Origin of the sequence: Microcoleus sp. B5-D4, assembly GCF_036705145.1 — a bacterium.
GTDB lineage: Bacteria > Cyanobacteriota > Cyanobacteriia > Cyanobacteriales > Microcoleaceae > Microcoleus.
This window is the reverse complement of record NZ_JAUBTV010000106.1, coordinates 1-22033: the sequence shown is the minus strand read 5'-3', so window position 1 is coordinate 22033 and position 22033 is coordinate 1. Positions and strand designations below refer to the sequence as shown.

Below are 22033 nucleotides of genomic sequence, written 5' to 3'. Positions count from 1 at the left end.
CTTAACCCTAAGCGTGGCTAAGTTAGGCCTGTTTACATATTGTTACATAGCTCGGTTTAATCCCGCTTACCTACTTAGAGGTGAATATGTCGATCGAGCTTTTGCACCTTCTTTGGCTTCCTTAGCTGCTGCAAACCCCCTTGATATACAAGGATAAAGCCCGAGAGCTAACGAACCGAGTCTTGCTGACCGATCGCGTTTCTCCCGGGCTTTTATCCCGCCGTGTAACTGGCTAGTGTTTCCCTCAAATTAATCAAATATTGGGAGAACCAGTCTGCTTCTCTCGGACCAGCACTTGAACTTTCTAAGCTGAGTTAGAAACTAATTCAAATCGGAACCCTAGAAGCGGTTAAATTTTTTCGGTTTTTGTCTGTATAAGTCCTGTTTGCAACCCAAGGAGTTATTCGAGACTGTTAGTAACAGCAATGCACTTAGCTTTTTTAAAAGTCAGCACAATGTAGCGTGCAATTTTACTAGATTGCTACGTTTCAAACGGTAACAGCAAACTTGATGCGAAAATGTGTAAGATGTTACAAAAAACAGTTTTTTTGGGAGTTGTTAATTAAACTTTTTGGAAGATTAAAGCGGGCGATGAGAGGGGGCGATGGGAAATCGCGAAGTTTACACACACAAAGACGAAGCCCGCAAGGCCAGAATTGAAGATTTTTCAAGAAATACTTCGATCGCCCCAGACTAGATGCGGAGGCGATCGACAATGCGGTAAACTAAAATTCTATTTGTTGTAATAACGATCGCCTAACACAGCCTGTGAAGTCAAATCCGTTAGCATTGGAATTATTCATCTCTCTGGGATCTCCCTCTGCGTTCTCTGCGTTCTCTGCGGTTAAATCATCCTCATATAACCAGAAATGATATGAAGTCATTTCTTCAATCTAAAATCTAAAATCTAAAATCTAAAATCGACTGACGGTGCACTATGGAAAAATTTAACCACAGCAACAGTCTAGACATTCATTCGCTGCTCGATCGCTACCGCACCGGCTCGATCGCGCCTGCAGATACGATCGCCAGCGTGTACGATCGGATCGAACGCTATGCAGATCCGGCAGTATGGATTTATTTAGCACCGCTGGCGGAAACCCTCGAACGCGCCAAAGCCTTGGAAAACCTAGACCCGCAAAAATTGCCGCTCTACGGGATACCTTTTGCGATCAAAGATAATCTCGATTGGGCGGGCGTTCCGACTACGGCGGGATGTCCGCAGTTTGCTCGCACTCCAGCGCGATCGTCCGCAGTCGTAGAGCGCCTGTGCGCGGCAGGTGCGATCGCGATCGGCAAAACAAACATGGATCAGTTTGCCACAGGATTAGTCGGAACCCGCACGCCTTATGGAGTTTGTCGCAATCCCTTCGATCGGCGCTACATTCCGGGCGGATCGAGTTCCGGTTCCGCCGCAGCAGTCTCCGCCGGATTGGTGAGTTTTGCTCTGGGTACCGATACCGCAGGATCGGGGCGGGTTCCCGCTGCTTTTACCAACATTGTCGGGCTGAAGCCAAGTTGCGGCTCGATCGGCACTCGCGGCCTGCTGCCAGCGGTGCGATCGCTCGATTGCGTTTCTGTGTTCGCTCTCACCTGTGCGGATGTGGCCTCGGTGCTGCAAGCAGCCAGCGGTTTTGACGCTGAGGATGCGTTTTCTCGCCGCCCTGAAACGAAAGTTTTGCCGGATTTATCCAGCTTGCGGGTGGGAGTTCCCGCAGACGGCGAACTCGAATTTTTCGGGAATGCAGAAGCCGAACAGCGCTACCGAGAGGCGATCGCGCGCTTGCAATCTTTGGGCTGCACGATCGCACCTATTGACTTCAAACCCTTTGCGGATGCTGCCGAACTGCTCTACGGCGGGCCTTGGGTAGCAGAAAGGCTGGCGGCGATCGGCGATTTCCTCGACGCGCACCCAGATGCGATCGATCCGATCGTCTACGAAATTATCAGCGGCGGCAAACGCTACGATGCCGTCTCTGCCTACCGCGCGTCCTACCGGTTAGCCGAACTCCGCCAGAAGGCAGAAATTCAGTGGCAGTCAATGGATGTGTTGGCGGTGCCGACGACAGGTACGATTTATACTGTCGCAGAAGTTGCAGCCGAGCCGATCGCGCTCAACACCAATCTCGGGCGCTACACGAACTTTGCGAATTTGCTCGATTTGTGCGCGATCGCAGTTCCCAGCGGGTTTCAAAGCAGCGGATTGCCTGCAGGATTAACACTGATGGCTCCTGCGTGGCACGATCTATCGCTCTGCAGCCTGGGATCTGCTTTCCACGCTAGCTTGGGGGGAACTATGGGCGCAACCGGCCTACCGCTGCCAACCGTCCCGGAACCCGCTATCGCCGCCAAATCTTCCTCAGAAGAACGAGTCAAAATAGCCGTGGTTGGCGCTCATTTAAGCGGTGAGCCGCTGAATTATCAACTAATCGAGCTCGGAGGCGTTTTAGTTCGCGCCTGCCGTACCAGCCCGATTTACAAGCTGTATGCTTTGACGGGTACTGCTCTGGGCAAGCCGGGATTGGTGCGTCAGATAGAGGGCGGTAGCGCGATCGAGGTGGAAGTTTGGGAGTTGTCGATCGCGGCTTTCGGCGGATTTGTCGCTAAAATTCCCCCGCCCTTGGGAATTGGTACGCTGGTGTTGGAGGACGGCTCGACGGTGCAGGGCTTTTTGTGCGAACCTTATGCTGTGGCGGATGCGATCGATATTTCTGATCTGGGCGGTTGGCGTGCTTATAACTTCCGCTTTTAAGTTAAGTTAGAATTGCAAATTTCTACCCATCTTCAGAATCATGCCATCAGCAGTGCCACTTGTACCAATTCCCATCACAACCCCAACCCCCACTGGCGGTAGCGGTACCAGTCCCGGAGGGGCCGCTGGCGGCACTCGCGGCACCAGCGGCCCCGACTCTCTCAGGGGTACTGCGGGCGCTAACTTGATATTTGGTTTGGGTGGGCCTGACAGCATTTTGGGCTTAGGCGCAGACGATTCCCTCTACGGCGGCGACGGCGATGACTCACTGCTGGGCGACGTTGGCAATGACCGACTGTTCGGCGGTGCCGGCCGTGACAGCGTTTTGGGCGGCGCCGGCGACGATACTTTCTACGGCGGCAAAGGTTCTGACTCAATGCTGGGCGACGAGGGTAATGATTTGCTATTTGGCAACCAAGACACCGATACTTTGTTGGGCGGCGCGGGTAATGACACGTTTTTTGGGGGTGCCGGCGATGACTCGCTGTTTGGTGGCATCGGCGATGACTGTTTATCGGGCGATCGCGGCCGAGATACTTTAACTGGTGGCGCCGGAAACGATACTTTTGCGATCGGGCGTTTCGCAGACGGGGATGTGATTACAGATTTTACTGATGGTACGGATCGAATTCGCTTGGCTGCCGGCCTTACTTTTGGCGAACTCACCATTTCCGCTGGAACCGGAACTTCGCCGAGTACAATTATTCAGCTTACAAGCACCAAGGAAACTCTGGCTACTTTATTCGGAGTTACCCGCACTTCAATCACTCAGGCAGACTTTATTCTTTAATTGGGAATTGTTGACGGTTGACTGTTGGCGGTTGACTGTTGACTGTTGACTGTTGACTGTTGACTGTTGACTGATACAAAATCCGGGTTGGCTAACCATTTTATGAGACTCGGTGCTTGAAACCGCTTTTGACCTCAAACTACACAAACGAAGTCTGCCTTCGCAGACTAAGATAGAGAAATTTATTTAAGCAGGATTTGGTATGACAAATAACCAATAATAAATAACAAATAACAACTGACTAATGACTACTGACTACTGACTCATCACTACTGACTACTGACTACTGACTAATGACTATTGACGGTTTTCTCAATCTCAACAAACCTGCGGGCATGACTTCTCACGACTGCGTGGGGCGAGTGCGCCGGCTATTGAAACTCAAGCGAGTCGGACACGGAGGAACCCTCGATCCTGCTGTGACTGGCGTTTTGCCGATCGCCCTGGGCAAAGCAACCAGACTGCTGCAATATCTCCAACACAATAAAGCTTACCGAGGCACAATTCGATTTGGCTTAACTACTGCTACTGACGATTTAGAAGGAGAAATTATCCATTCTCGACCGGTGCGGGAGTTGAGTTTGGAACAAGTGCAAGCTGCACTGCCAAAATTCTTAGGAAAAATCGAGCAATTTCCACCGAGTTTTAGTGCGGTGCAGGTGGGAGGAAAACGCCTTTATGAGTTAGCTAGAAAAGGCGAAACTGTGGAAGTTGCTGCTAGAAATGTTGAGGTTTTTCGGCTGGAAATATTGGATTGGCGATCGGGGGATTTTCCTGAATTGGATTTGTCGATCGCCTGCGGGGCGGGCACTTACATTCGGGCGATCGCGCGGGATTTGGGTGCGGTGTTGAAGACAGGCGGTACTTTGGCTTGTTTGACTCGCACCGAAAGTAGCGGTTTTTTGATCGAGGAAAGTCTAACTTTTGAACAATTGGAACTGCAATTGCAGGAAAATAAATTCTGCCCGATTTTGCCATCGGCGGTTTTGGGACATTTAGGGGCGATCGTCCTTTCCCCTGAATATACCAAACGCTGGTTTCAAGGACAGCGCCTCCCGATTCCCGAAACGCCGATCGGGCCCTATGAGGAAAGTAGCAACCACCCCCCCCACAACCCAATACCCCAACCTCCCTATCCCTTGCAGGTTTACGATCGAGATGGTAATTTTTTAGGTATCGGTCAAGTAGCGAACTCAGAGACAAGTACCATATTATCTCCTCAAATTGTGCTTTAAGTATCTAAAATAAAAATGAAAAAAGGTATAATTGGTACGGGAAAAGTTGGCGGAACTCTAACCGCTGGGAATCCCCTAGATTCACCTAGCTTACAGCGGGACCGGACGAGATTGGCCTATAAATCTAATCAATCGCTGAGGTAAAAATTGTGAAAATATTGCTGATCGGATTAATCCGAGGCTACAAAATGGGAATTTCTCCTTACCTGCCTAACGCCTGTAGATTTCAGCCAACTTGTTCGCAATACGCGATCGAAGCAATAGAAAGATTTGGGCCCGCCCGCGGCAGCTCAATGGCAGTTAAGCGGATTTTGCGCTGTCATCCTTTTCATCCAGGGGGTTACGATCCAGTACCTCCTGCAGATAGCGAGGGCGATTAGTTATTAGTCAAAAATAGTATTTTAGTTATTAGTTAATAGTGCAAATAGGCGTTACATCCTCATGGCTAAAACTACCGAGGGGAATCACTCCCTAAGAGGGTGAAATTCGCACAATTAGTGGTGTTTCTTAACCCAAATTCAGTAATATTACTGTTATCTTTCAAAACTCAGCAGCTATATAATGGTACAAACAGAGTACAGGGGATGCGAGTTGATATGTCTGCTACCGCAATCGGATACAAAATGTTGTCCCATACTCTGGCTGTACTCAGCCAGAAACAAGCAACGGGGAAACTGGTGTTAGAGCAAGGGGAACAACAGTGGCAACTTTACTTTTTTCAGGGTAGTTTGGTTTATGCCACGGGAGGATCGCACAGATCGAGGCGCTGGTACAGGGCGATCGGGCAACACTGTCGAAACTTTCAAGTGGATCTCAGAGACCTCAATGCTGGAGAACTGTGGGAATATCAACTGCTTCAGCGAGGGATAGCAGCCAGCGAAATGAGTCTGGAACAAGCTAGGGCGATCGTCCACACCAGCCTTTCCGAAGTGTTATTTGCCCTGATCGGTCAATCGGGTTTGCGCCGGGAGTGGCGTCCGTCCCAGAAATATTTTTCTACAATTACCTCTTCTTTGCTGGTGTCTTTAACAGAAGTAGAGAAAATTCTGTGTTGTACAGAAGAAATTTGGCAGAAGTGGAAAGCAATGGGTTTGTGGCTGGTAGATCCAGAACAAGCACCGCTTTTAAAACCGTCGGCCCAGTTGGAGCAAAATCGATTTAGTTCTAATTCTTTGATCGCTTTGGGTAACGTATTCAACGGCGAGAATACTCTTTGGGATATTGCATTTAAGAAAAAGCAGTGCGTGACAGTGGCAACTCGCGCTTTAGTTAATTACATCAAACAGGGTTTAGTAAATTTCCGAACAGTACCAGACTTGCCGTCGCCTATAGAACAGTGGCGCCTGGCCGCGGCGATGGCTGGGCCGGGTCGCCCTTTGATTGCTTGTATCGATGACAGTCCGACAGTATGCGAATTTTTAGAGCAAATTTTGTTGCCGGAGGGATATCGAGTCCTAAAAATTCAAGACCCCATGCAGGGAGTGGGCATCCTCGCCAAACAAAAGCCTGCCTTAATTTTTATGGACGTGGTAATGCCGAAGACAAGTGGGTTTGCTTTGTGCAATTTTTTGCGAAAAGCACCTGCTTTTCGGGAAACTCCGATCGTGTTTTTGACCAGTCAAGACAGTATAATTGACCGCACGCGAGCGAAATTGACAGGTGCTTCCGATTTTTTGAGCAAGCCAGCCAATCCCGAACAGGTTTTGCAAATAGTTGACAAGTATTTGAAGGTAAAAGGCGATCGCTACCCTTCAGCAATTCGCCCCCAAGATATACTTAATCCACGACAACTTACCCTGGCAAATTCTTGAACCAAAATTAATGAACACAATAACCCCTTGCTGGGTGCGTCAGGAACTGACGCACCCTACGCTCATTGTAAAATAAAGACGCAATCGAATTTAAGATAATTAATTATGAGTAATGTTACGAGCGATCGCACCCCCCTGGTGAGCGTAGTAATTCCGGCTTACAACTGCGCGGATTACGTCGGCCAAGCCGTAGATAGCGTTCTGCACCAAACCTATGCTAACTGGGAAATTATTGTAGTAGACGACGGCTCCCGAGACGATACCAGATTAGTTTTAGAGAAATATGGCGATCGAATTCGCTACATTTACCAACAAAATCAAGGAGTTTCGATTGCCAGAAATCGCGGTATTGAGCTAGCACGAGGAGAATTTATCGCCTTTCTCGATGCAGATGACTACTTTTTCCCCGACAAATTAGCAGCACAAATGGCTGTATTTGCAGCGAAACCAAATCTAGGAATCGTCCACAGCGGTTGGCGTCTAGTTAATAGTATAGGCGAACCGCTAAAAGATGTCAAACCCTGGCAAAACGTCCCTAAATTAGACTTAGAAATGTGGCTGCGGTGGAAACCAGTATTACCCAGCGCGATGGTATTTCGCCGTCAGTGGTTAAAGCGCGTCGGCGGATTTGATCCTCGATTTCCACCGGCAGAAGATACAGATTTAGTGCTGCGTTTAGCCTTAATGGGATGCGAAGCAGAGTGGTTGCAGCAAGTAACTGTTTGCTACCGCCAGCACGAACAAAGCGCCATGTACAAAGGTTTACCGCAGGCTAAATCCCTCGCCGCAGTGATGGATAATTTTTTTTCCCGCCCCGAATTGCCGGATAAAATACGTTTGTTGGAAAAGCAAATCAAGTACAGTACCTTAGTTTGGATTGCTTGGTATTTGTACCGCACCGGTCATTCTGTTGAGATGGTAGAGTTTTTGCAGCGTTCTTGGAATTATACGCCTTATTTGCCTGTGGAAACAGTAATTAATTGGGCGGAAGCTTTCGCCGAGTTTTCGCAGGATGCGGGAAATGAATTCGATGCAGATTTATTAGCTCAATCTGCAGAGTGGCAGCAGTTAATGCAGTGGATGATTCTCGGTACACCAGCTTGATTGAAAGCTTTTCCATTGCACTGATATCGTTTACGGTTGCATAGGAATTATTTAACCGCAGAGAGCGCAGAGGACACAGAGGAAGAGAAGAGAGGTTTTTCGCATTTCTGGCTATGTAAAATCTGCATAAACTTTATTAGGCTTCAGTTTGAGTTTCTGCTTCAGTAAAAATTGGCGGCCACAGTTCAGCAATTGGCAATTCCCAACCAGGGAAAAGTTCGGGGACAGTCAAAATATCTTCATTTCCCAACACAATCGGTTCACGTTCCTGACGATAAACTGTTACAGTTTCTTCATCTGGATCGATCAAAATTCCTACTTGCGCTCCGAGTTCTAGGAAATTATGAATCTTTTTTTCTAGCGGTTTAATGCGATCGCTCTGTGATTTAATTTCTACTACCAAGTCTGGGACTAATTCTCCGAAATAACGGGGACTTTGCCTCAGACGTGCGGCTCGGACAAAAGAAACATCAGGTGCTGTAAGGTTAGCATTAGGTAAGATAAAGCCGCCTGCGGAGTCAAAAACTCGACCCAAACGGCGGGGATTCACCCAAACGAAGAGAAAGGCACTCAAGCGAATGCCAATTTCACTAGATACAATGTCTGACGGGCCCACAATGATAATCTTCCCGCTTTCTAGTTCAACTTGGTAGTCTTGACCGGCTTCTTTGAAGGTTTTTTGGACTTTTTCTAAGTCTTTGAGTGTCATCATACGATTTGAGATTTTAAATTTGAGATTTGAGATTTTAAATTTTAAATTTGAGATTTGAGATTTTAAATTTTATAATTATCTGCAACTGACGCACTCTAAATCATATTGGTTATTGCTTATTTTGTCAGGTGCGTCAATCTATTTTAGATTTTAGATTGAATAATTATCTGCAACTGACGCACCCTACAGGTTGGTTATTCCTTGGCAGAAAAGGAGTTGCCGCAGCTACAGCTTTGGGCGGCATTGGGATTGTGAAATCGGAAACCTCCGCCCATCAAGTCTTCTGAATAATCCAAGGTGAGTTCATTGAGATATTTTAAGTGCTGGGGGTCGATCGCCACTTGAACTCCCTCCGACTCGCATACAGCGTCTTCTGGGGCTGGCGCATCGTCAAATGCCATTGTATAAGACAAACCGGAGCAGCCGCTCGATTCCACGCCCAGACGAAATAAAGCATTGGGGTTCGGATGCTTCGACTTGAGGCGCGTTACTTCTGTTGCTGCTGTTTTGCTCAGATGAATCATTATGAGTAATTGGTAATTGGTAATTGGCAATTGGGAAGTAATGTTGAGTTTTGAAAATGTAGAATCTGCCTAGGCTTCTACCTTACCCGGAGAATGTAAAGTGCGCCGGGCCGCGCACCTTACCCCTATATTGTTAGCAACTTGAGTTACTTAGCTTTTTCACTACGAGCATAATCGTCTTGAAAGCGGATAATATCATCTTCTCCGAGATATTCGCCATTCTGCACCTCAATTAAAACCAGGGGGATAACTCCCGGATTTTCCAGGCGGTGAGAAGTGCACTGAGGAACGTAGGTAGACTGATTTGTAAACAGAACTTGTTCAGTTTCGCCACAAGTAACTTTTGCAGTACCAGAAACCACAATCCAGTGTTCGCTGCGGTGGTGGTGCATTTGCAGGCTGAGGCGGTGTCCCGACTTAACTTCGATCCGCTTAATTTTATATCCTGGGCCTTCTTCTAGAGTCGTAAACGAGCCCCAAGGCCGCAATTCTGTAGCGGCTATTCCGTTGGGTGCTGCAGGTGCGTGCAGGGTAGATACTTGAGAAATTTCTTGAATCTGAACCATGATTTTCACTCCTTGAGGATTGCTTGCTGAATCCTTTGGTAAACGACGTTGTTTTTTGAGATTAACTAATATATAGTTAAAATCGAAGCCCACCTGCGGGGACTGGTTAGCCGACTGTAGAGTTTTGCAAGAGTTGCGCTCAGCCCGATCGACTTGCCTTAACAACCATAGCAAAACCAACATAGCTGTTGTCACCTGTCATGGGCGCGATCGTCCAAATCTACATCAAATCTTTATCTGGGGCTGCTGATTCTTTATTTAACGGGACTTACGTATCTAAACCAAAGAAACCGGGTTTTTGGCGGTTTTTCCGGCTGTAGGGCGTCTTCTGGGCAAAAACCCGGTTTCTGGGCCTCCCATCTAATCCAGGTCTTGAGACTGCTGTTGCAAAACTTCTAGCATCTCTTGATAGAAAGGCCGCCCTTGACTTTGGCTATCGCTAGCGGTTGCTAGGATTTGCAAGGTTTCGATCAGCGAGTATCGGGCCGCATCTACAATAAGATCCAGGAGCGGATGAATCCCAGAACCATGCTGCTGTGCTTCTGCGATCGCATCGATGTAGGCAGCACGCACCTGGTTAGAGATAATCACAATGGGATATCCAGCCCGCAACAGCAGGAGATTCATCAATAGCCGTCCCGTCCGTCCGTTACCATCCCGAAATGGATGAATCGACACAAAGCGAAGATGTGCTTCGGCTGCATACTCTAACGGATGTAACGATCGGATTTTATCACTGTTGAGCCATTGGATAAATTCCGGCATCAAACCCGAAAGCAAATAATGAGGCGGATAGAGGTATTCGGTACCGGCGGCTTTGACATCTAACTGCCGATAGCGTCCAGCTTCCTCCGGGGCGATCGCCCTTATAATTAAATTGTGAATTTGTTTAATTTCCCATTCACCGATCGCGGTGTCCGATCGCGTTAGCATTTCAATGTAGTCGATCGCATCTCGATGTCCGATGACTTCTAGGTGTTCGCGCAAAGTTTTGCCACCGACAGTAATGCCGGTTTCGAGGACTAATTCGGTTTCGCGTTGCGTCAAGGTGTTTCCCTCAATCGCATTGGAGTGATAAGTGAACCGAACGTCGTAAAGTTTTTTCAATTCTGCAACCAGGGTGGGAGAAAGCGGCCGAAAGCTATCTAACCACGCTTTGAGTCGATCGACTTTTTGCAATTTTTCAGAAATGCTCATTGCTGATGAGAAAGCAAAATGCTGGTGGAGAATGTCACCCACACGCTGAGGATAAAGTCGGACTAACAGTGCGATAAAGTTATGATAGAGTTGATTGGCGATCGGGGATTGAGTAGTTGGGAATAACTGCATAGAGCGTATTTATTAAAACTATGCACTGACAATCGTAACTTGTTCAGTAGTTGCCATTGCTAAAATCGCTAAAACTTTTGAAGCTAAAGGCTTCAAATCTGCCAAGCGATTAGATGGTGCTTGTAGAACAATTAGCGCAATATCAAACTGTGGTAAATTTTGTTGAAATGATAAGTTGCGATCGACGGTGATGAAAACATCAAACTCTGCTTCTGCAAGTGCAAGAAGTTGACCATTTTTTACACCTGCCCATCCCATTTGTGGAACTGTTTTTATCTCATAGTCAACAAATTCTCTGGCAAATTTGCGATCTATACACTCATCCAAAAGAAGCTTCATGGGTTATGCTACCATGCCAACGAGCTGTTTTTCTACCTGTTCCAGCAACGCGATAACTTGCTCTTTAGTTACGGTGGGAAACCCATCTAAAAAATCATCAATGGATTCTCCTGCTTTTAGATAGTCCAGAAGTGTTTGTACCGGAACCCTCGTACAAGCAAATACTGGGGTCCCGCCCATAATCTCAGGAGATACGCTAATAATTGAAGAGTCTTTAAGCATAAATCTTTAACCTCCGGGTTCCATAGGTAAGTTATCGGCTTTAACTATTTTTTTACGCTCGATCGCATCAGCTTTGATTTTTTCGTGCATCTACCCAATGCAGTAGATCCACCTATAATAAATGATACTAGATCGATCGGCATCCCACCATCCACTCTAGATCAACATCTTTTCGGCACTTTGACAGGAGCATCAAAATGAACAGCAACGGACTGCCACAAAAGCAAGGTCTGTACGATCCGCAGTTCGAGCACGACGCTTGCGGAGTCGGATTCATCGTACACATGAAGGGTAACAAATCCCACGAAATTGTCGAGCAGGCACTGACAATCCTATTGAACCTCGACCACCGAGGCGCGTGTGGCTGCGAACCCAACACCGGAGACGGGGCGGGGATTTTGATGCAGGTGCCCCACAAGTTTCTCAAAAAAGTAACAGCGGCCCTAAACATCGAACTTCCCGAAGCCGGCGAGTACGGCGTTGGCGCGATTTACTCGTCGCCAAATCAAACTGAACGGGAAAACGGCAAACGCATTTTTGAGGAAATCGCCGCAGAAGAAGGCCAGGAAGTGCTGGGCTGGCGCGATGTTCCCACGGATAACTCGTCCCTCGGCGACACCGCCAAATCTAGCGAACCCTTCATGCAGCAAGTGTTCCTCCGGCGCGCCGCAGGTATTGACGAGGCGGCTTTCGAGCGGAAACTGTACGTCATCCGCAAACGGGCTCACAATGCGATTCGCAGGACTAACACAGACCCCTACTGGTATAATTCCACACTCTCCTGCCGGACGATCGTCTACAAGGGTATGTTAATGCCGGTGCAAGTCGGCGATTACTATCCCGAACTCCACGACCCAGACATGGAAAGCGCTCTAGCCCTGGTTCACTCGCGCTTCAGCACCAATACTTTTCCGAGTTGGGAACGATCGCACCCTTACCGCTACATCGCTCACAACGGCGAAATTAACACGATGCGCGGCAACATTAACTGGATGCACGCGCGGCAATCGCTGTTCGAGTCGGAACTATTCGGCGATGACTTAAAGAAAATCCCCAATTTAATCAATATCGAAGGCAGCGACTCGACGATTTTTGACAATGCTTTGGAATTGCTGACTTTGGCTGGGCGTTCTTTGCCGCACGCCGTAATGATGATGATTCCCGAACCTTGGACAGCCCACGAGTCGATGAGTGACGAGAAAAAGGCTTTCTATGAATACCATTCTTGCTTGATGGAACCTTGGGACGGCCCCGCTTCGATCGCATTTACCGATGGTACATCGATCGGGGCAGTGCTCGATCGCAACGGTTTGCGCCCTTCCCGCTACTGCGTTACCAAAGACGACTTGGTAATTATGGCATCGGAAGCCGGAGTTTTGCCGATCGCCCCAGAACGAATTGTATCAAAAGGTCGCTTGCAACCGGGGCGGATGTTCCTGGTAAATACCGAGGAAGGCCGCATCGTCTCTGACGAGGAAATTAAGACCAAAATCGCCACAGAACACCCGTACCGCCAGTGGATCGACCAGCACATGGTCGAAATCGCCAAACTCAAAGATGCGCCGACATTGCCAGAATCTCATCCCGAAACATTATTGCAGCGGCAAATGGCATTTGGGTACACCTTTGAAGAACTGCGGTTGCTGTTAGCACCGATGGCGAAAGATGGCGTGGAAGCTGTCGGCGCAATGGGTGCGGATACGCCGCTGGCGGTGCTTTCCAACCGACCAAAACTGCTTTACGAATACTTCCAGCAGTTGTTTGCTCAAGTTACCAATCCGCCAATTGATTCGATCCGCGAAGAAATTGTAACTTCTGCCGAAACTACGATCGGCGCTGAACGCAATTTGCTCAAACCAGAACCGGAAAGCTGTCATTTAATCGAACTGAAAACGCCAATTCTCAGCAATGAAGAATTAGCTAAGCTGCAACACGTAAATGAGGGCAATTTCAAGTCCGTTACTGTGCCGATTTTGTTTGACCCCAAAAGCGGTGTGAAAGGTCTAGAACAATCCTTAGAAGAGGTTTTTGCAGCAGCAGACAGCGCGATCGCCTCCGGGGTGAATATCCTCATTTTGAGCGATCGGGGTATCAGTCCAGACAAAGCCCCAATTCCGGCGCTGCTGGCAGTTGCGGGCCTGCACCACCACTTGATCCGTAAAGGTACGCGCACGCGGGCGGGACTCGTGCTCGAATCCGGCGAACCGAGGGAAGTGCATCACTTTGCGACACTGATTGGATATGGTTGCGGCGCGATTAATCCGTATTTAGCCTTTGAGACGATCGCCGATTCGATCCGCGAAGGATTGCTGCTAAATGTCGAGTACAAAACAGCTTGCAAAAACTACGTCAAAGCCGCAACTAAAGGGGTGACGAAAGTTGCCTCGAAAATTGGGATTTCTACAATTCAAAGTTATCGCGGCGCGCAGATTTTTGAGGCGATCGGCTTAAACAAATCCGTAGTCGATAAATACTTTGCTTGGACAGCCTCCCGGATTGAAGGGGTAGACCTCGAAGTCATCGCCCAAGAAGCAATTTTGCGCCATAATCACGCATTCCCCGATCGCCCATCCAGCGGACATACTCTAGATGTTGGCGGCGAATATCAGTGGCGGAAAGAAGGCGAGGCGCATTTGTTTAGTCCGCAGACAATTCACGCCCTGCAAAAGTCGGTGCGCGAGGGCAGTTATACGCTTTTCAAACAGTATTCTGGGCTGGTTAATGAACAAAACCAGCAGCATTTTACCTTGCGCGGTTTGTTGCAATTCAAGCAGCGGGAATCGATACCCATTGAGGAAGTTGAGCCGATCGAATCTATTCTCAAACGCTTTAAAACTGGGGCGATGAGTTATGGTTCGATTTCCAAAGAAGCCCACGAATCGCTAGCAGTAGCGATGAACCGCATTGGTGGCAAATCGAACACCGGTGAAGGCGGGGAAGATCCCGATCGCTACACTTGGACGAACGATCGGGGCGACTCGAAAAACAGCGCGATCAAACAAGTTGCTTCCGGGCGTTTCGGCGTTACCAGCTTGTACCTTTCCCAAGCGCGGGAACTGCAAATCAAGATGGCGCAAGGCGCGAAACCCGGTGAAGGCGGACAGTTGCCCGGTAAAAAAGTATACCCGTGGATTGCGAAGGTGCGGAACTCGACTCCGGGTGTGGGTTTGATTTCGCCTCCTCCTCACCACGACATTTATTCGATCGAAGATTTGGCCGAATTGATTCACGACTTGAAAAATTCCAACCGGGAAGCGCGGATTAGCGTGAAACTCGTGTCGGAAGTTGGAGTCGGGACGATCGCGGCCGGGGTTGCGAAAGCCCACGCCGATGTCGTCTTGATTTCCGGCTACGACGGCGGAACCGGCGCTTCGCCGCAAACTTCGATCAAACACGCGGGATTACCTTGGGAATTGGGACTGGCGGAAACTCACCAAACTTTGGTACTCAACAATCTCCGCAGCCGGATTGTCGTGGAAACTGACGGTCAAATGAAAACCGGTCGCGATGTAGTAATTGCTGCCTTGCTTGGCGCTGAGGAATTCGGTTTTGCGACGGCGCCGCTGGTGACATTGGGCTGCATTATGATGCGCGTTTGCCACCTGAACACTTGCCCGGTGGGCGTGGCGACCCAAGACCCGCTGTTGCGGAAAAACTTTACCGGCGACCCCGATCACACGGTAAACTTTATGACTTTCATCGCGCAGGAAGTCCGGGAAATTATGGCGCAGTTGGGCTTCCGCACGCTGAATGAAATGGTTGGCCGCACTGATGTTTTGGAACCTCAGCAAGCTGTGGAACACTGGAAGGCTAAGGGTTTGGATTTCTCGAAAATCCTTTATCAGCCGGAGGTTGGGGCGGATGTCGGGCGCTATTGTCAGATGGCGCAGGATCACGGGTTGGAAAAGTCGATGGATATGACGGTGTTGTTGGATTTGTGCAAAGGTGCGATCGAAAATGGCGAAAAGGTACAGGCCAAACTGCCGATTACCAATGTCAACCGCGTTGTCGGCACAATTCTCGGCAACGAAATCACCAAACGCAACTGGGAAGGTTTGCCGGATGACACGGTGCACCTGCACTTCCAAGGCAGCGCTGGGCAAAGCTTTGGCGCATTCGTGCCCAAGGGTGTCACCCTGGAACTCGAAGGCGAAGCTAACGACTATTTGGGCAAGGGGCTCAGCGGCGGCAAGATTATCTTGTATCCGTCGCCAGCTTCTACCTTTGTCGCGGAAGAAAACGTGATTGTCGGTAACGTAGTGCTTTACGGCGCGACATCCGGCGAGGTTTTCATCCGAGGGATGGCGGGCGAACGTTTTGGGGTGCGTAACTCCGGCGTGAATGCAGTAGTTGAAGGTGTGGGCGATCACGGTTGCGAGTACATGACTGGCGGCAAAGTTGTAGTTTTGGGCGAAACCGGGCGCAATTTTGCAGCGGGTATGAGTGGCGGTGTTGCTTACATTTTGGATGAGGCGGGGGATTTTGCTACTCGCTGCAATATGTCGATGGTGGATTTGGAAAAATTGGAGGATGTTGAGGAAATTAGCGATTTGCGGCAGATGCTTCAAACTCACGTTGATTTGACTGGAAGTGCGAAGGCATCGAAGGTTTTGGCTGCGTGGGATGAGATGGTGTCGGTGTTTGTGAAGGTGATGCCGAGGGATTATAAGCGGGTGTTGCAGGCTATTGAAAGGGCGATCGCATCGGGTTTAAGCGGTGATGATGCGCTGACGGCTGCGTTTGAAGAAAACGCTCGCGATGTGGCCCGGATTGGGGGTAGTTAGTATTAGTATGGGTGCGTTACGGCTACCGCCTAACGCACCCTACTCGACTGGTTCCTATGAAAAATTGAACAGAGATTCATCCGACCTTCCGAAAGATACTTTTTGACAAGCTGAATGTGCTTATATCGAAATAAATCACTGGCCCCAAAGTCGGTCTGTAAAGTTTGTGATTCTGGGCTAACATTATCATTGCTGAAGATATAATCAGCATTTTCAAATTTTGGCACCCCGGGGAGGAAGTCTGAAATCTTTTGACCTTCCAAGTTTTTTACAAAGCGGTCAAAGGTTTCCTCGGCTGGTAATGCCGGTTTCTCATAAAGCAAATCAGGTAGATCCATATAGATTCATCTGAAGGTTAAGTGATGGCTAACTATTGATCTGCCTTTGCGGGACAAATACCCATATTTATATTTTCATACATACCGCATATTTTGTTTTATGTCAAATGCTACTCAAGAATATTTTTGTTATGGGTGTTTTTGTATCTAGAGATTTTTTAGGATTTCTATAATCTGATGAAAACACAGGATCATTAAGGTTTAATGTATCTCTATCCATTGACTTAGTAACGCCTCCTAAGCGATTGCTCATTCATCTAACGGTGTTATGCCGCTGTCATGCTACAAACTAAAAATGGGTGGGATTGTATACCCACCCACTTTTTTCCAACTGTTACAGCTTAAAGCCTAGTGCGCTCCAGCAATTGCCTTTGCCCATGCTAAACCACCACCAAATCCACCAACCGCTCCGGTAGTAGCACACATTGGGGCTAAATAAACAGCAACTGGTGGAGCAACCGAAGCAATAAGAACATCAACGGTATAACAGGTGACTACAGTACCTGTTGCCCCACCAACTATGCCACCAACAGCATACCAAAAACCGTTTATGAATGAACCGACTGAATCGCTAGCAGCAAAAGCTGGACTTGCAAAACCATTCTAAGCAATTACACAACTAAGAATCAGTGCGAACAAGGAGCGAAAGGCTTTAACTCGCATAATCAACCTCTTTGAAACTGGTACGACTGATTGGATATAAAAGTTACACAAGCAATAATGTCAACTTTATAAGCTATATGCTAGCAATAGTGCTAGGCTTCGTCAATAATAGTTAGATATTGACCTTTTATACCCACATTCCGCACTTTGGGGTGTCACACAGAATAATTACGCAGAAGACTCTATCTTTAAAGTAATAAATTATGCCTTTAAACAGCTTTTTAACCGTTAATGTACGGTATTTTAGTATAATTTATAGTTTTATTGCGGGATAAAAATAAGTAAAAACCGATTGTGATCGTTGAGGCTGCGGAATGTGGGTTTTATAAATTTGTTAAGATAGTTAAAGCCTATGTAGGGTGCGTCAGACATCAAGATTTTCGGGCGTATTTTAAGGTTTTTGCCTGATGCACCCTACCGATTACTGGCGATGTCGCTCGGATTGGCGGTAGTTAGGGTTTAGCATCTACTCCAATAAACCGGGTTTCTGCGATAATTTAAGCATCCTCACGCCCGATTTTGGGAAGAAACCCGGTTTCTGACTCCCACGCGATCGCCCCAAATCCAAGAAACCGGGTTTCTGCGATAATTTTGGCATCTCACCGAAATTTTGGTGAGAAACCCGGTTTCTGACTCCCGCGCGATCGACCCAAATCCAAGAAACCGGGTTTCTGCGATAATTTTGGCATCTCACCGAAATTTTGGTGAGAAACCCGGTTTCTGACTCCCGCGCGATCGCACATCTCTACTAATTGCCATCTGAAATAAGCTCGATATTCACAAGTTAACAGAGAACGATATAAACTATCAGCTTTATTCAGATGTCATCTTGCTGTGCAACTGTCCAGAAGAAGGACTTTATGCCGGCGATATCGGTACGGTTGTAGAACAGCATCACGTTGAGGGACTAGAAACAGGTTATAGCCTTGAGTTCTTCGATCTTTTGGGAAACACTGTAGCAGTTGCCACGCTACCTGGAAGTTATTTGCGATCGCCCACAAGTGCAGATAGACCTACAGTTAAACTTGTTAATAGTTTTGCTGTGTAAGTAGAGGAAATAGTACAATCGCGATGATGACCCCAAGTCGATGAAGGCGATCGTCTAAAAATAGTGGCTATCGACTCAAATTGTCGCAACTGAGAGTAAAATTGAATATCTACTTTCCATAGAGCAACGTCGCTTTGAGCCAGATTCAAATCTTAAACTTACAAAGCCTTAGCCAGGGACTCCCTGCAATTACACCTGCCTTTGGAGCGGCGATCGCAGAAGCAGGTGCGATTTGTCTAACCGATGAAGCTCACCAACCAGGAGTAACACTTAAAGTTGAGGGAGAATTTTCTGCCACATTCAAGTTAGATTGGCAGCCAGTCACCGAGCAAACCCGACGATGTTGGAATGACGAAGAATATACTACCGAGCAGGCTGCTTATGGAATCGCATTCCTGTTAATTTTGCAATTAACAAATCTCACAGTCATTGAACGCTCTCGCAAAGGAACTGGATTTGACTATTGGTTAGGAAGTCAAAATTCAGCTACCACACTGCCATTTGAGCGAATGGCTCGGCTAGAGGTTTCTGGAATTCGCAAAGGCAATCAAAGTCAAATCAATACTAGAGTCAAGCTGAAAACTGAACAAACCCGCGCCTCAGACGCACAAGGCTTGCCAGCGTATATCATTGTAGTAGAGTTCAGCCGACCGATTTCTATTATTAGTGCCAAGCAAAATCCTGAAGGAACCGTACTCCAATGAGCCAGATTCAATCGCTCCACAAACAAGCAATGGATTTAGCCGAAGCAGCGGCAGTCGCCAGCTTAAGAGGTGCGTTGGAGTTGGCTGCACAATTGACGCGCCAAGCCTTTGAACAAGAAACTCAGGCCGCAGCCTTAATCGCTAGCGCCCTTGATGCTGAACCCACTCGTTCTGTGCTTCACCGCAGCGCAGCATCTTTAGCGATTGAATGTGGCGAATTACGAATGGCAGAACGTCTAATTGCAACTGCGTTATCTGGCAATCCCCCGGCAGAGATTGCTGAAGAGCTCAAAGATTTATTCATCCAGATTAACTTGAGCCAATATCTGAAACGTCAAGGAATCCACATCGACATTAAGGAACTGCGAGGAGTGGTAAATCAATAGCACTCGTCGAGGGACTAGAAACAGGTTATGGCCTTGAGTTTTTCGATCTGTTGGTAAACATTGTAGCAGTTGCGAGGCTACCTGGAAGTTATTTGCGATCGCCAACCCGTGCAGACAGAACTAAAGTGAGCGTTGTTAACTGATATGATGTATAGAATTAGGGAAATCAACAAGCAAAATGATTCAATCCATACCGAAAATATCCATCAAACCTGGATACCGTTCCCAGTCGGATGATAAAACTCCTGAAGCTGATGCAATTGATTTTTACCTACTGCGACAACTCACCAATTCCCAACGGTGGCAAATGGGGGCCAAATTAAATCGTTGGGCAAAAACTGTTAGCTTGCGCGGGATGAAAAAAGCTTGTCCCTCAACCTACAAAGAGCGATTTGCTCGATCGATATTAGGTAGCAAGTGGTTGCCAATTTTAACCCCCACCAGTGAGCCCTCTATGTGGACGCAAGACCCCAGCGAAATTGCTAGACTGTTGCACCCAATTTTTGAAACATTAGGTATCTCTTATTATATTACAGGAGGCGTTGCCGCTTCTGTCTATGGCGACCCGAGAACAACACGCGATTTAGATTTAGTAATTGAATTGCTCCGGCACAATATTTTTCAATTAGTTGAAGCACTAGAAACGGCTGGTTTTTACTGCCCTCCAGGTTCGGTCAAAGATATTCAAGAGGGTAGAGGGATGGTGTTGAGCGTCACTCACATGACTTCAGTATTGAACGCTGATATTGTGCTGAATTCTAATACTGAATTCGATCGCTCAAAAATGGCAAGACGACGATTAGAAGCGCTTGACGAAGCTGGTGTAGAACAATTTTGGGTGGCTTCTCCTGAAGATATTGTGTTGGCCAAACTGCTCTGGCGGCAACAGTCTCAGTCTCAAAAACAATGGCATGATGTTTTGGGAATTCTGAAAGTCCAATCTGATAATTTGGATCGGGGTTACTTAACAGAGTGGGCCCAAAAATTGGGGTTGATTGATGATTTGAACCTAGCTTTTACTGAATCAGGGATTTGATGCGATCGCAATTCGCGCAGTGCGATGGGAAAAAAGGTCGATCGATAGTATAGAAAATAGTGCAATGGATAAACTAACTGAGTATCCCAAAGTAATAGAGCATATTTTAACCGAGTATCTATAATTGTACCGCCCTCCTCAATCCGACCTCGAAACATTCTTAATTACCGACGCACAAAACGGTCATTTATTCTCCTATTCTTCAATCGAAAATCGAAAATCGAAAATCGAAAATCGATGGGCTGTTTACGTTCGGATTCGCGATCGCAAATTCTGGATCGAGGAAGACTGGACAGAAGATGGGATTGCAACGGATTTGGTGCGCGCAGGGGTTCCCAAGGAAGATATCGTGTTGGCATTTCACGAGCCTGGGATGCGGCAATACACCGATTTTGCAGTAGCTTCTTAGCACTTCATGAAACTTTATTTAGATGTCATCTTGCTGTGCAACCGTCCAGAAGAAGGACTTGATGCCGGCGATATCGGTACGGTTGTAGAACAGCATCACGTTGAGGGACTAGAAACAGGTTATAGCGTTGAGTTATTCGATTTGTTGGGAAACACTATAGCAGTTGCGACGCTACCGGGAAGTTATTTGCGATCGCCCACAAGTGCAGACATACCTACAGTCATGATATTGTCCCAAGGCGATCGCCCCTAAAATATTTACAAAACTAAATCTGGTATGCGATCTATATCTAGCTGTTAGAATAGACAAACCTGAGCGTTAAAATCGCAAATGTATGACAGCGTTCCTACACCCTATGCAATGCAATATCTAACTTTTAGAGAAGCCGATCGAGAGGACATACAGGCGATCGTCAATATTCACAATTCTCATGCGCGCGGTCAAAATACGTCGATCGAGCGCGGCTTTTTGCTAACACAAATTACTGAAGATGAGATTGTCCAAAGCTTAAATAATTCATGCAGATATTTTGTGTCAGCTAAAACCGATGGGGAAATTCTAGGATTTGTGGCTATATCACAACCCAAAATATCTGATGAAATCTTGGATAAAATTATCTGGAAAGATGAAGTTTTTAAGAAAAGAGTCACAAGCGATAGGCATTTTTATCTCGAAAGAGTAGCAACCAAGTTAAATTGGATGGGTAGAGGTGTTGCTCAATTTATGTATAAAGAAATTTATCAAGTTTTTCCAAATTCATTTATTTCGCTGTTTATTGTTTCCCAGCCAATAGCTAATACTCGTTCCTTAATGTTTCACCAAAAACAGGGATTTGAACAAATAGGAACTTTACAAATTGACCGATTTCTCGATCTAGAAAATTATGAATGTATTGTGATGTTTAAAGCAACTTGAATTTATCATGAGTGAGTCTCCCAGCAGATAGCCAACCTCAATCCAGCCTAACAGCAATTACCCGAAGCGAGGGAACTGTTATCTCCGCGAATTGCCATCTCAAATAAGCTCGATCTAACTCCCTTGGCGGCTGCGATACTTCCCATCGTCGCAGTAAAAATATTTTCCCAAAACAAAAAGCGCCCCTATTTCTAGGAGCGCTTTTTGTCAATCTCAGACTAAAACTTAGCCATTGATAGAAGGAGCAACCATTGCTACTGGGGTGACTTCACTAGCAGCCAAATCAAGCGGGAAGTTGTGAGCATTGCGCTCGTGCATTACTTCCATACCCAAGTTAGCGCGGTTGATCACATCAGCCCAAGTATT

22 protein-coding genes, 1 pseudogene and 1 riboswitch are annotated in these 22033 nt (G+C 47.2%); of the genes and pseudogenes, 15 read left to right on the top strand and 8 right to left on the bottom strand.

All coding sequences use genetic code 11. From position 1 onward, the window contains the following. Window positions 1-199 precede the first annotated feature (199 nt). Window positions 200-354: riboswitch (guanidine-I (ykkC/yxkD leader) on the bottom strand. 583 nt (window positions 355-937) lie between these two features. The 6 genes from atzF to QUB10_RS30315 all read left to right on the top strand — a co-directional run bounded on the left by atzF (window position 938) and on the right by QUB10_RS30315 (window position 7692). Next, entirely contained in the window at window positions 938-2752 is a 1815-nt protein-coding gene (gene atzF, locus QUB10_RS30340) for an allophanate hydrolase (protein ID WP_333206897.1), read from the top strand. 40 nt (window positions 2753-2792) lie between these two features. After that, window positions 2793-3542: a calcium-binding protein gene (locus tag QUB10_RS30335; RefSeq protein ID WP_333206896.1), complete on the top strand. Its 750-nt coding sequence runs from the start codon at window positions 2793-2795 to the stop codon at window positions 3540-3542. Window positions 3543-3835: 293 nt separating this feature from the next. After that, the gene (gene truB / locus QUB10_RS30330; protein ID WP_333206895.1) at window positions 3836-4777 is read left to right on the top strand and encodes a tRNA pseudouridine(55) synthase TruB; all 942 of its coding nucleotides are present in this window, start codon (window positions 3836-3838) and stop codon (window positions 4775-4777) included. Between the two features lie 149 nt (window positions 4778-4926). Beyond that, window positions 4927-5157, top strand: a complete 231-nt coding sequence (yidD, locus tag QUB10_RS30325; RefSeq protein ID WP_333154515.1) for a membrane protein insertion efficiency factor YidD — start codon at window positions 4927-4929, stop codon at window positions 5155-5157. Window positions 5158-5373: 216 nt separating this feature from the next. Beyond that, window positions 5374-6588 carry a response regulator gene (locus tag QUB10_RS30320; RefSeq protein ID WP_333206894.1) on the top strand — a complete coding sequence of 405 codons (1215 nt, stop codon included), beginning with the start codon at window positions 5374-5376 and terminating at the stop codon, window positions 6586-6588. A 105-nt stretch (window positions 6589-6693) separates the two neighbouring features. Further along, complete coding sequence (locus tag QUB10_RS30315) at window positions 6694-7692, top strand: glycosyltransferase (RefSeq protein WP_333206893.1); 999 nt, start codon at window positions 6694-6696, stop codon at window positions 7690-7692. 136 nt (window positions 7693-7828) lie between these two features. Here QUB10_RS30315 and QUB10_RS30310 read toward each other — a convergent pair whose 3' ends face one another. From QUB10_RS30310 to QUB10_RS30300, 3 genes are all read right to left on the bottom strand, one after another. Next, window positions 7829-8401 (bottom strand): Uma2 family endonuclease, encoded by a 573-nt coding sequence (locus tag QUB10_RS30310; RefSeq protein WP_333206899.1) that lies wholly within the window; start codon window positions 8399-8401, stop codon window positions 7829-7831. Between the two features lie 197 nt (window positions 8402-8598). Continuing rightward, entirely contained in the window at window positions 8599-8928 is a 330-nt protein-coding gene (locus QUB10_RS30305) for an iron-sulfur cluster assembly accessory protein (protein ID WP_333175585.1), read from the bottom strand. A gap of 146 nt (window positions 8929-9074) precedes the next feature. Beyond that, complete coding sequence (locus QUB10_RS30300; protein WP_333206892.1) at window positions 9075-9494, bottom strand: phosphomannose isomerase type II C-terminal cupin domain; 420 nt, start codon at window positions 9492-9494, stop codon at window positions 9075-9077. Between the two features lie 188 nt (window positions 9495-9682). Between QUB10_RS30300 and QUB10_RS30295 the strand changes: the two genes are divergently transcribed. Then, entirely contained in the window at window positions 9683-9814 is a 132-nt protein-coding gene (locus QUB10_RS30295) for a hypothetical protein (RefSeq protein WP_333206891.1), read from the top strand. Window positions 9815-9854: 40 nt separating this feature from the next. On the opposite strand, the gene QUB10_RS30290 is transcribed toward QUB10_RS30295, so the two are convergent. From QUB10_RS30290 to QUB10_RS30280, 3 genes are read right to left on the bottom strand one after another with little or no spacing between them, the layout of a single operon-like run. Beyond that, window positions 9855-10823 carry a Fic family protein gene (locus tag QUB10_RS30290; RefSeq protein ID WP_333206890.1) on the bottom strand — a complete coding sequence of 323 codons (969 nt, stop codon included), beginning with the start codon at window positions 10821-10823 and terminating at the stop codon, window positions 9855-9857. Window positions 10824-10841: 18 nt separating this feature from the next. Further along, window positions 10842-11162 (bottom strand): DUF5615 family PIN-like protein, encoded by a 321-nt coding sequence (locus QUB10_RS30285; protein ID WP_333206889.1) that lies wholly within the window; start codon window positions 11160-11162, stop codon window positions 10842-10844. Between the two features lie 3 nt (window positions 11163-11165). Then, window positions 11166-11384 (bottom strand): DUF433 domain-containing protein, encoded by a 219-nt coding sequence (locus QUB10_RS30280; RefSeq protein ID WP_333206888.1) that lies wholly within the window; start codon window positions 11382-11384, stop codon window positions 11166-11168. Window positions 11385-11581: 197 nt separating this feature from the next. On the opposite strand from QUB10_RS30280, the gene gltB reads away from it, so the two are divergent. Beyond that, the gene (gene gltB / locus QUB10_RS30275) at window positions 11582-16168 is read left to right on the top strand and encodes a glutamate synthase large subunit (RefSeq protein WP_333206887.1); all 4587 of its coding nucleotides are present in this window, start codon (window positions 11582-11584) and stop codon (window positions 16166-16168) included. Between the two features lie 29 nt (window positions 16169-16197). On the opposite strand, the gene QUB10_RS30270 is transcribed toward gltB, so the two are convergent. Further along, a complete protein-coding gene (locus QUB10_RS30270; protein ID WP_333206886.1) occupies window positions 16198-16506 on the bottom strand; it encodes a hypothetical protein in 309 nt (102 codons plus the stop codon). A gap of 1438 nt (window positions 16507-17944) precedes the next feature. On the opposite strand from QUB10_RS30270, the gene QUB10_RS30265 reads away from it, so the two are divergent. From QUB10_RS30265 to QUB10_RS30235, 7 genes are all read left to right on the top strand, one after another. Continuing rightward, window positions 17945-18217, top strand: a complete 273-nt coding sequence (locus tag QUB10_RS30265; protein ID WP_333206898.1) for a DUF4926 domain-containing protein — start codon at window positions 17945-17947, stop codon at window positions 18215-18217. A 134-nt stretch (window positions 18218-18351) separates the two neighbouring features. Continuing rightward, on the top strand, window positions 18352-18921 hold the full coding sequence (locus tag QUB10_RS30260) for a hypothetical protein (RefSeq protein ID WP_333206885.1): 570 nt from the start codon (window positions 18352-18354) through the stop codon (window positions 18919-18921). Then, the gene (locus tag QUB10_RS30255) at window positions 18918-19307 is read left to right on the top strand and encodes a hypothetical protein (protein WP_333206884.1); all 390 of its coding nucleotides are present in this window, start codon (window positions 18918-18920) and stop codon (window positions 19305-19307) included. Before QUB10_RS30260 ends, QUB10_RS30255 begins: the two co-directional genes overlap by 4 nt. 178 nt (window positions 19308-19485) lie before the next feature. Further along, a complete protein-coding gene (locus QUB10_RS30250; protein ID WP_333206883.1) occupies window positions 19486-20343 on the top strand; it encodes a hypothetical protein in 858 nt (285 codons plus the stop codon). 124 nt (window positions 20344-20467) lie between these two features. Continuing rightward, window positions 20468-20752 (top strand): element excision factor XisI family protein, encoded by a 285-nt coding sequence (locus QUB10_RS30245; RefSeq protein ID WP_333206882.1) that lies wholly within the window; start codon window positions 20468-20470, stop codon window positions 20750-20752. A gap of 6 nt (window positions 20753-20758) precedes the next feature. After that, a complete protein-coding gene (locus tag QUB10_RS30240; RefSeq protein WP_333206881.1) occupies window positions 20759-21004 on the top strand; it encodes a DUF4926 domain-containing protein in 246 nt (81 codons plus the stop codon). Between the two features lie 78 nt (window positions 21005-21082). Continuing rightward, on the top strand, window positions 21083-21667 hold the full coding sequence (locus QUB10_RS30235) for a GNAT family N-acetyltransferase (protein ID WP_333206880.1): 585 nt from the start codon (window positions 21083-21085) through the stop codon (window positions 21665-21667). Between the two features lie 225 nt (window positions 21668-21892). On the opposite strand, the pseudogene QUB10_RS30230 reads toward QUB10_RS30235, so the two are convergent. Beyond that, a pseudogene (locus tag QUB10_RS30230) lies at window positions 21893-22033 on the bottom strand (photosystem II q(b) protein); the annotation flags it as partial.

Excerpts from the sequence above, each read along its gene's own strand:
- atzF (WP_333206897.1), top strand. The coding sequence starts at position 938 with ATGGAAAAATTTAACCACAGCAACAGTCTAGACATTCATTCGCTGCTC.
- QUB10_RS30335 (WP_333206896.1), top strand. The coding sequence starts at position 2,793 with ATGCCATCAGCAGTGCCACTTGTACCAATTCCCATCACAACCCCAACC.
- truB (WP_333206895.1), top strand. The coding sequence starts at position 3,836 with ATGACTATTGACGGTTTTCTCAATCTCAACAAACCTGCGGGCATGACT.
- QUB10_RS30320 (WP_333206894.1), top strand. The coding sequence starts at position 5,374 with ATGTCTGCTACCGCAATCGGATACAAAATGTTGTCCCATACTCTGGCT.
- QUB10_RS30315 (WP_333206893.1), top strand. The coding sequence starts at position 6,694 with ATGAGTAATGTTACGAGCGATCGCACCCCCCTGGTGAGCGTAGTAATT.
- QUB10_RS30310 (WP_333206899.1), bottom strand. The coding sequence starts at position 8,401 with ATGACACTCAAAGACTTAGAAAAAGTCCAAAAAACCTTCAAAGAAGCC.
- QUB10_RS30305 (WP_333175585.1), bottom strand. The coding sequence starts at position 8,928 with ATGATTCATCTGAGCAAAACAGCAGCAACAGAAGTAACGCGCCTCAAG.
- QUB10_RS30300 (WP_333206892.1), bottom strand. The coding sequence starts at position 9,494 with ATGGTTCAGATTCAAGAAATTTCTCAAGTATCTACCCTGCACGCACCT.
- QUB10_RS30290 (WP_333206890.1), bottom strand. The coding sequence starts at position 10,823 with ATGCAGTTATTCCCAACTACTCAATCCCCGATCGCCAATCAACTCTAT.
- QUB10_RS30285 (WP_333206889.1), bottom strand. The coding sequence starts at position 11,162 with ATGAAGCTTCTTTTGGATGAGTGTATAGATCGCAAATTTGCCAGAGAA.
- QUB10_RS30280 (WP_333206888.1), bottom strand. The coding sequence starts at position 11,384 with ATGCTTAAAGACTCTTCAATTATTAGCGTATCTCCTGAGATTATGGGC.
- gltB (WP_333206887.1), top strand. The coding sequence starts at position 11,582 with ATGAACAGCAACGGACTGCCACAAAAGCAAGGTCTGTACGATCCGCAG.
- QUB10_RS30270 (WP_333206886.1), bottom strand. The coding sequence starts at position 16,506 with ATGGATCTACCTGATTTGCTTTATGAGAAACCGGCATTACCAGCCGAG.
- QUB10_RS30255 (WP_333206884.1), top strand. The coding sequence starts at position 18,918 with ATGAGCCAGATTCAATCGCTCCACAAACAAGCAATGGATTTAGCCGAA.
- QUB10_RS30250 (WP_333206883.1), top strand. The coding sequence starts at position 19,486 with ATGATTCAATCCATACCGAAAATATCCATCAAACCTGGATACCGTTCC.
- QUB10_RS30240 (WP_333206881.1), top strand. The coding sequence starts at position 20,759 with ATGAAACTTTATTTAGATGTCATCTTGCTGTGCAACCGTCCAGAAGAA.
- QUB10_RS30235 (WP_333206880.1), top strand. The coding sequence starts at position 21,083 with ATGTATGACAGCGTTCCTACACCCTATGCAATGCAATATCTAACTTTT.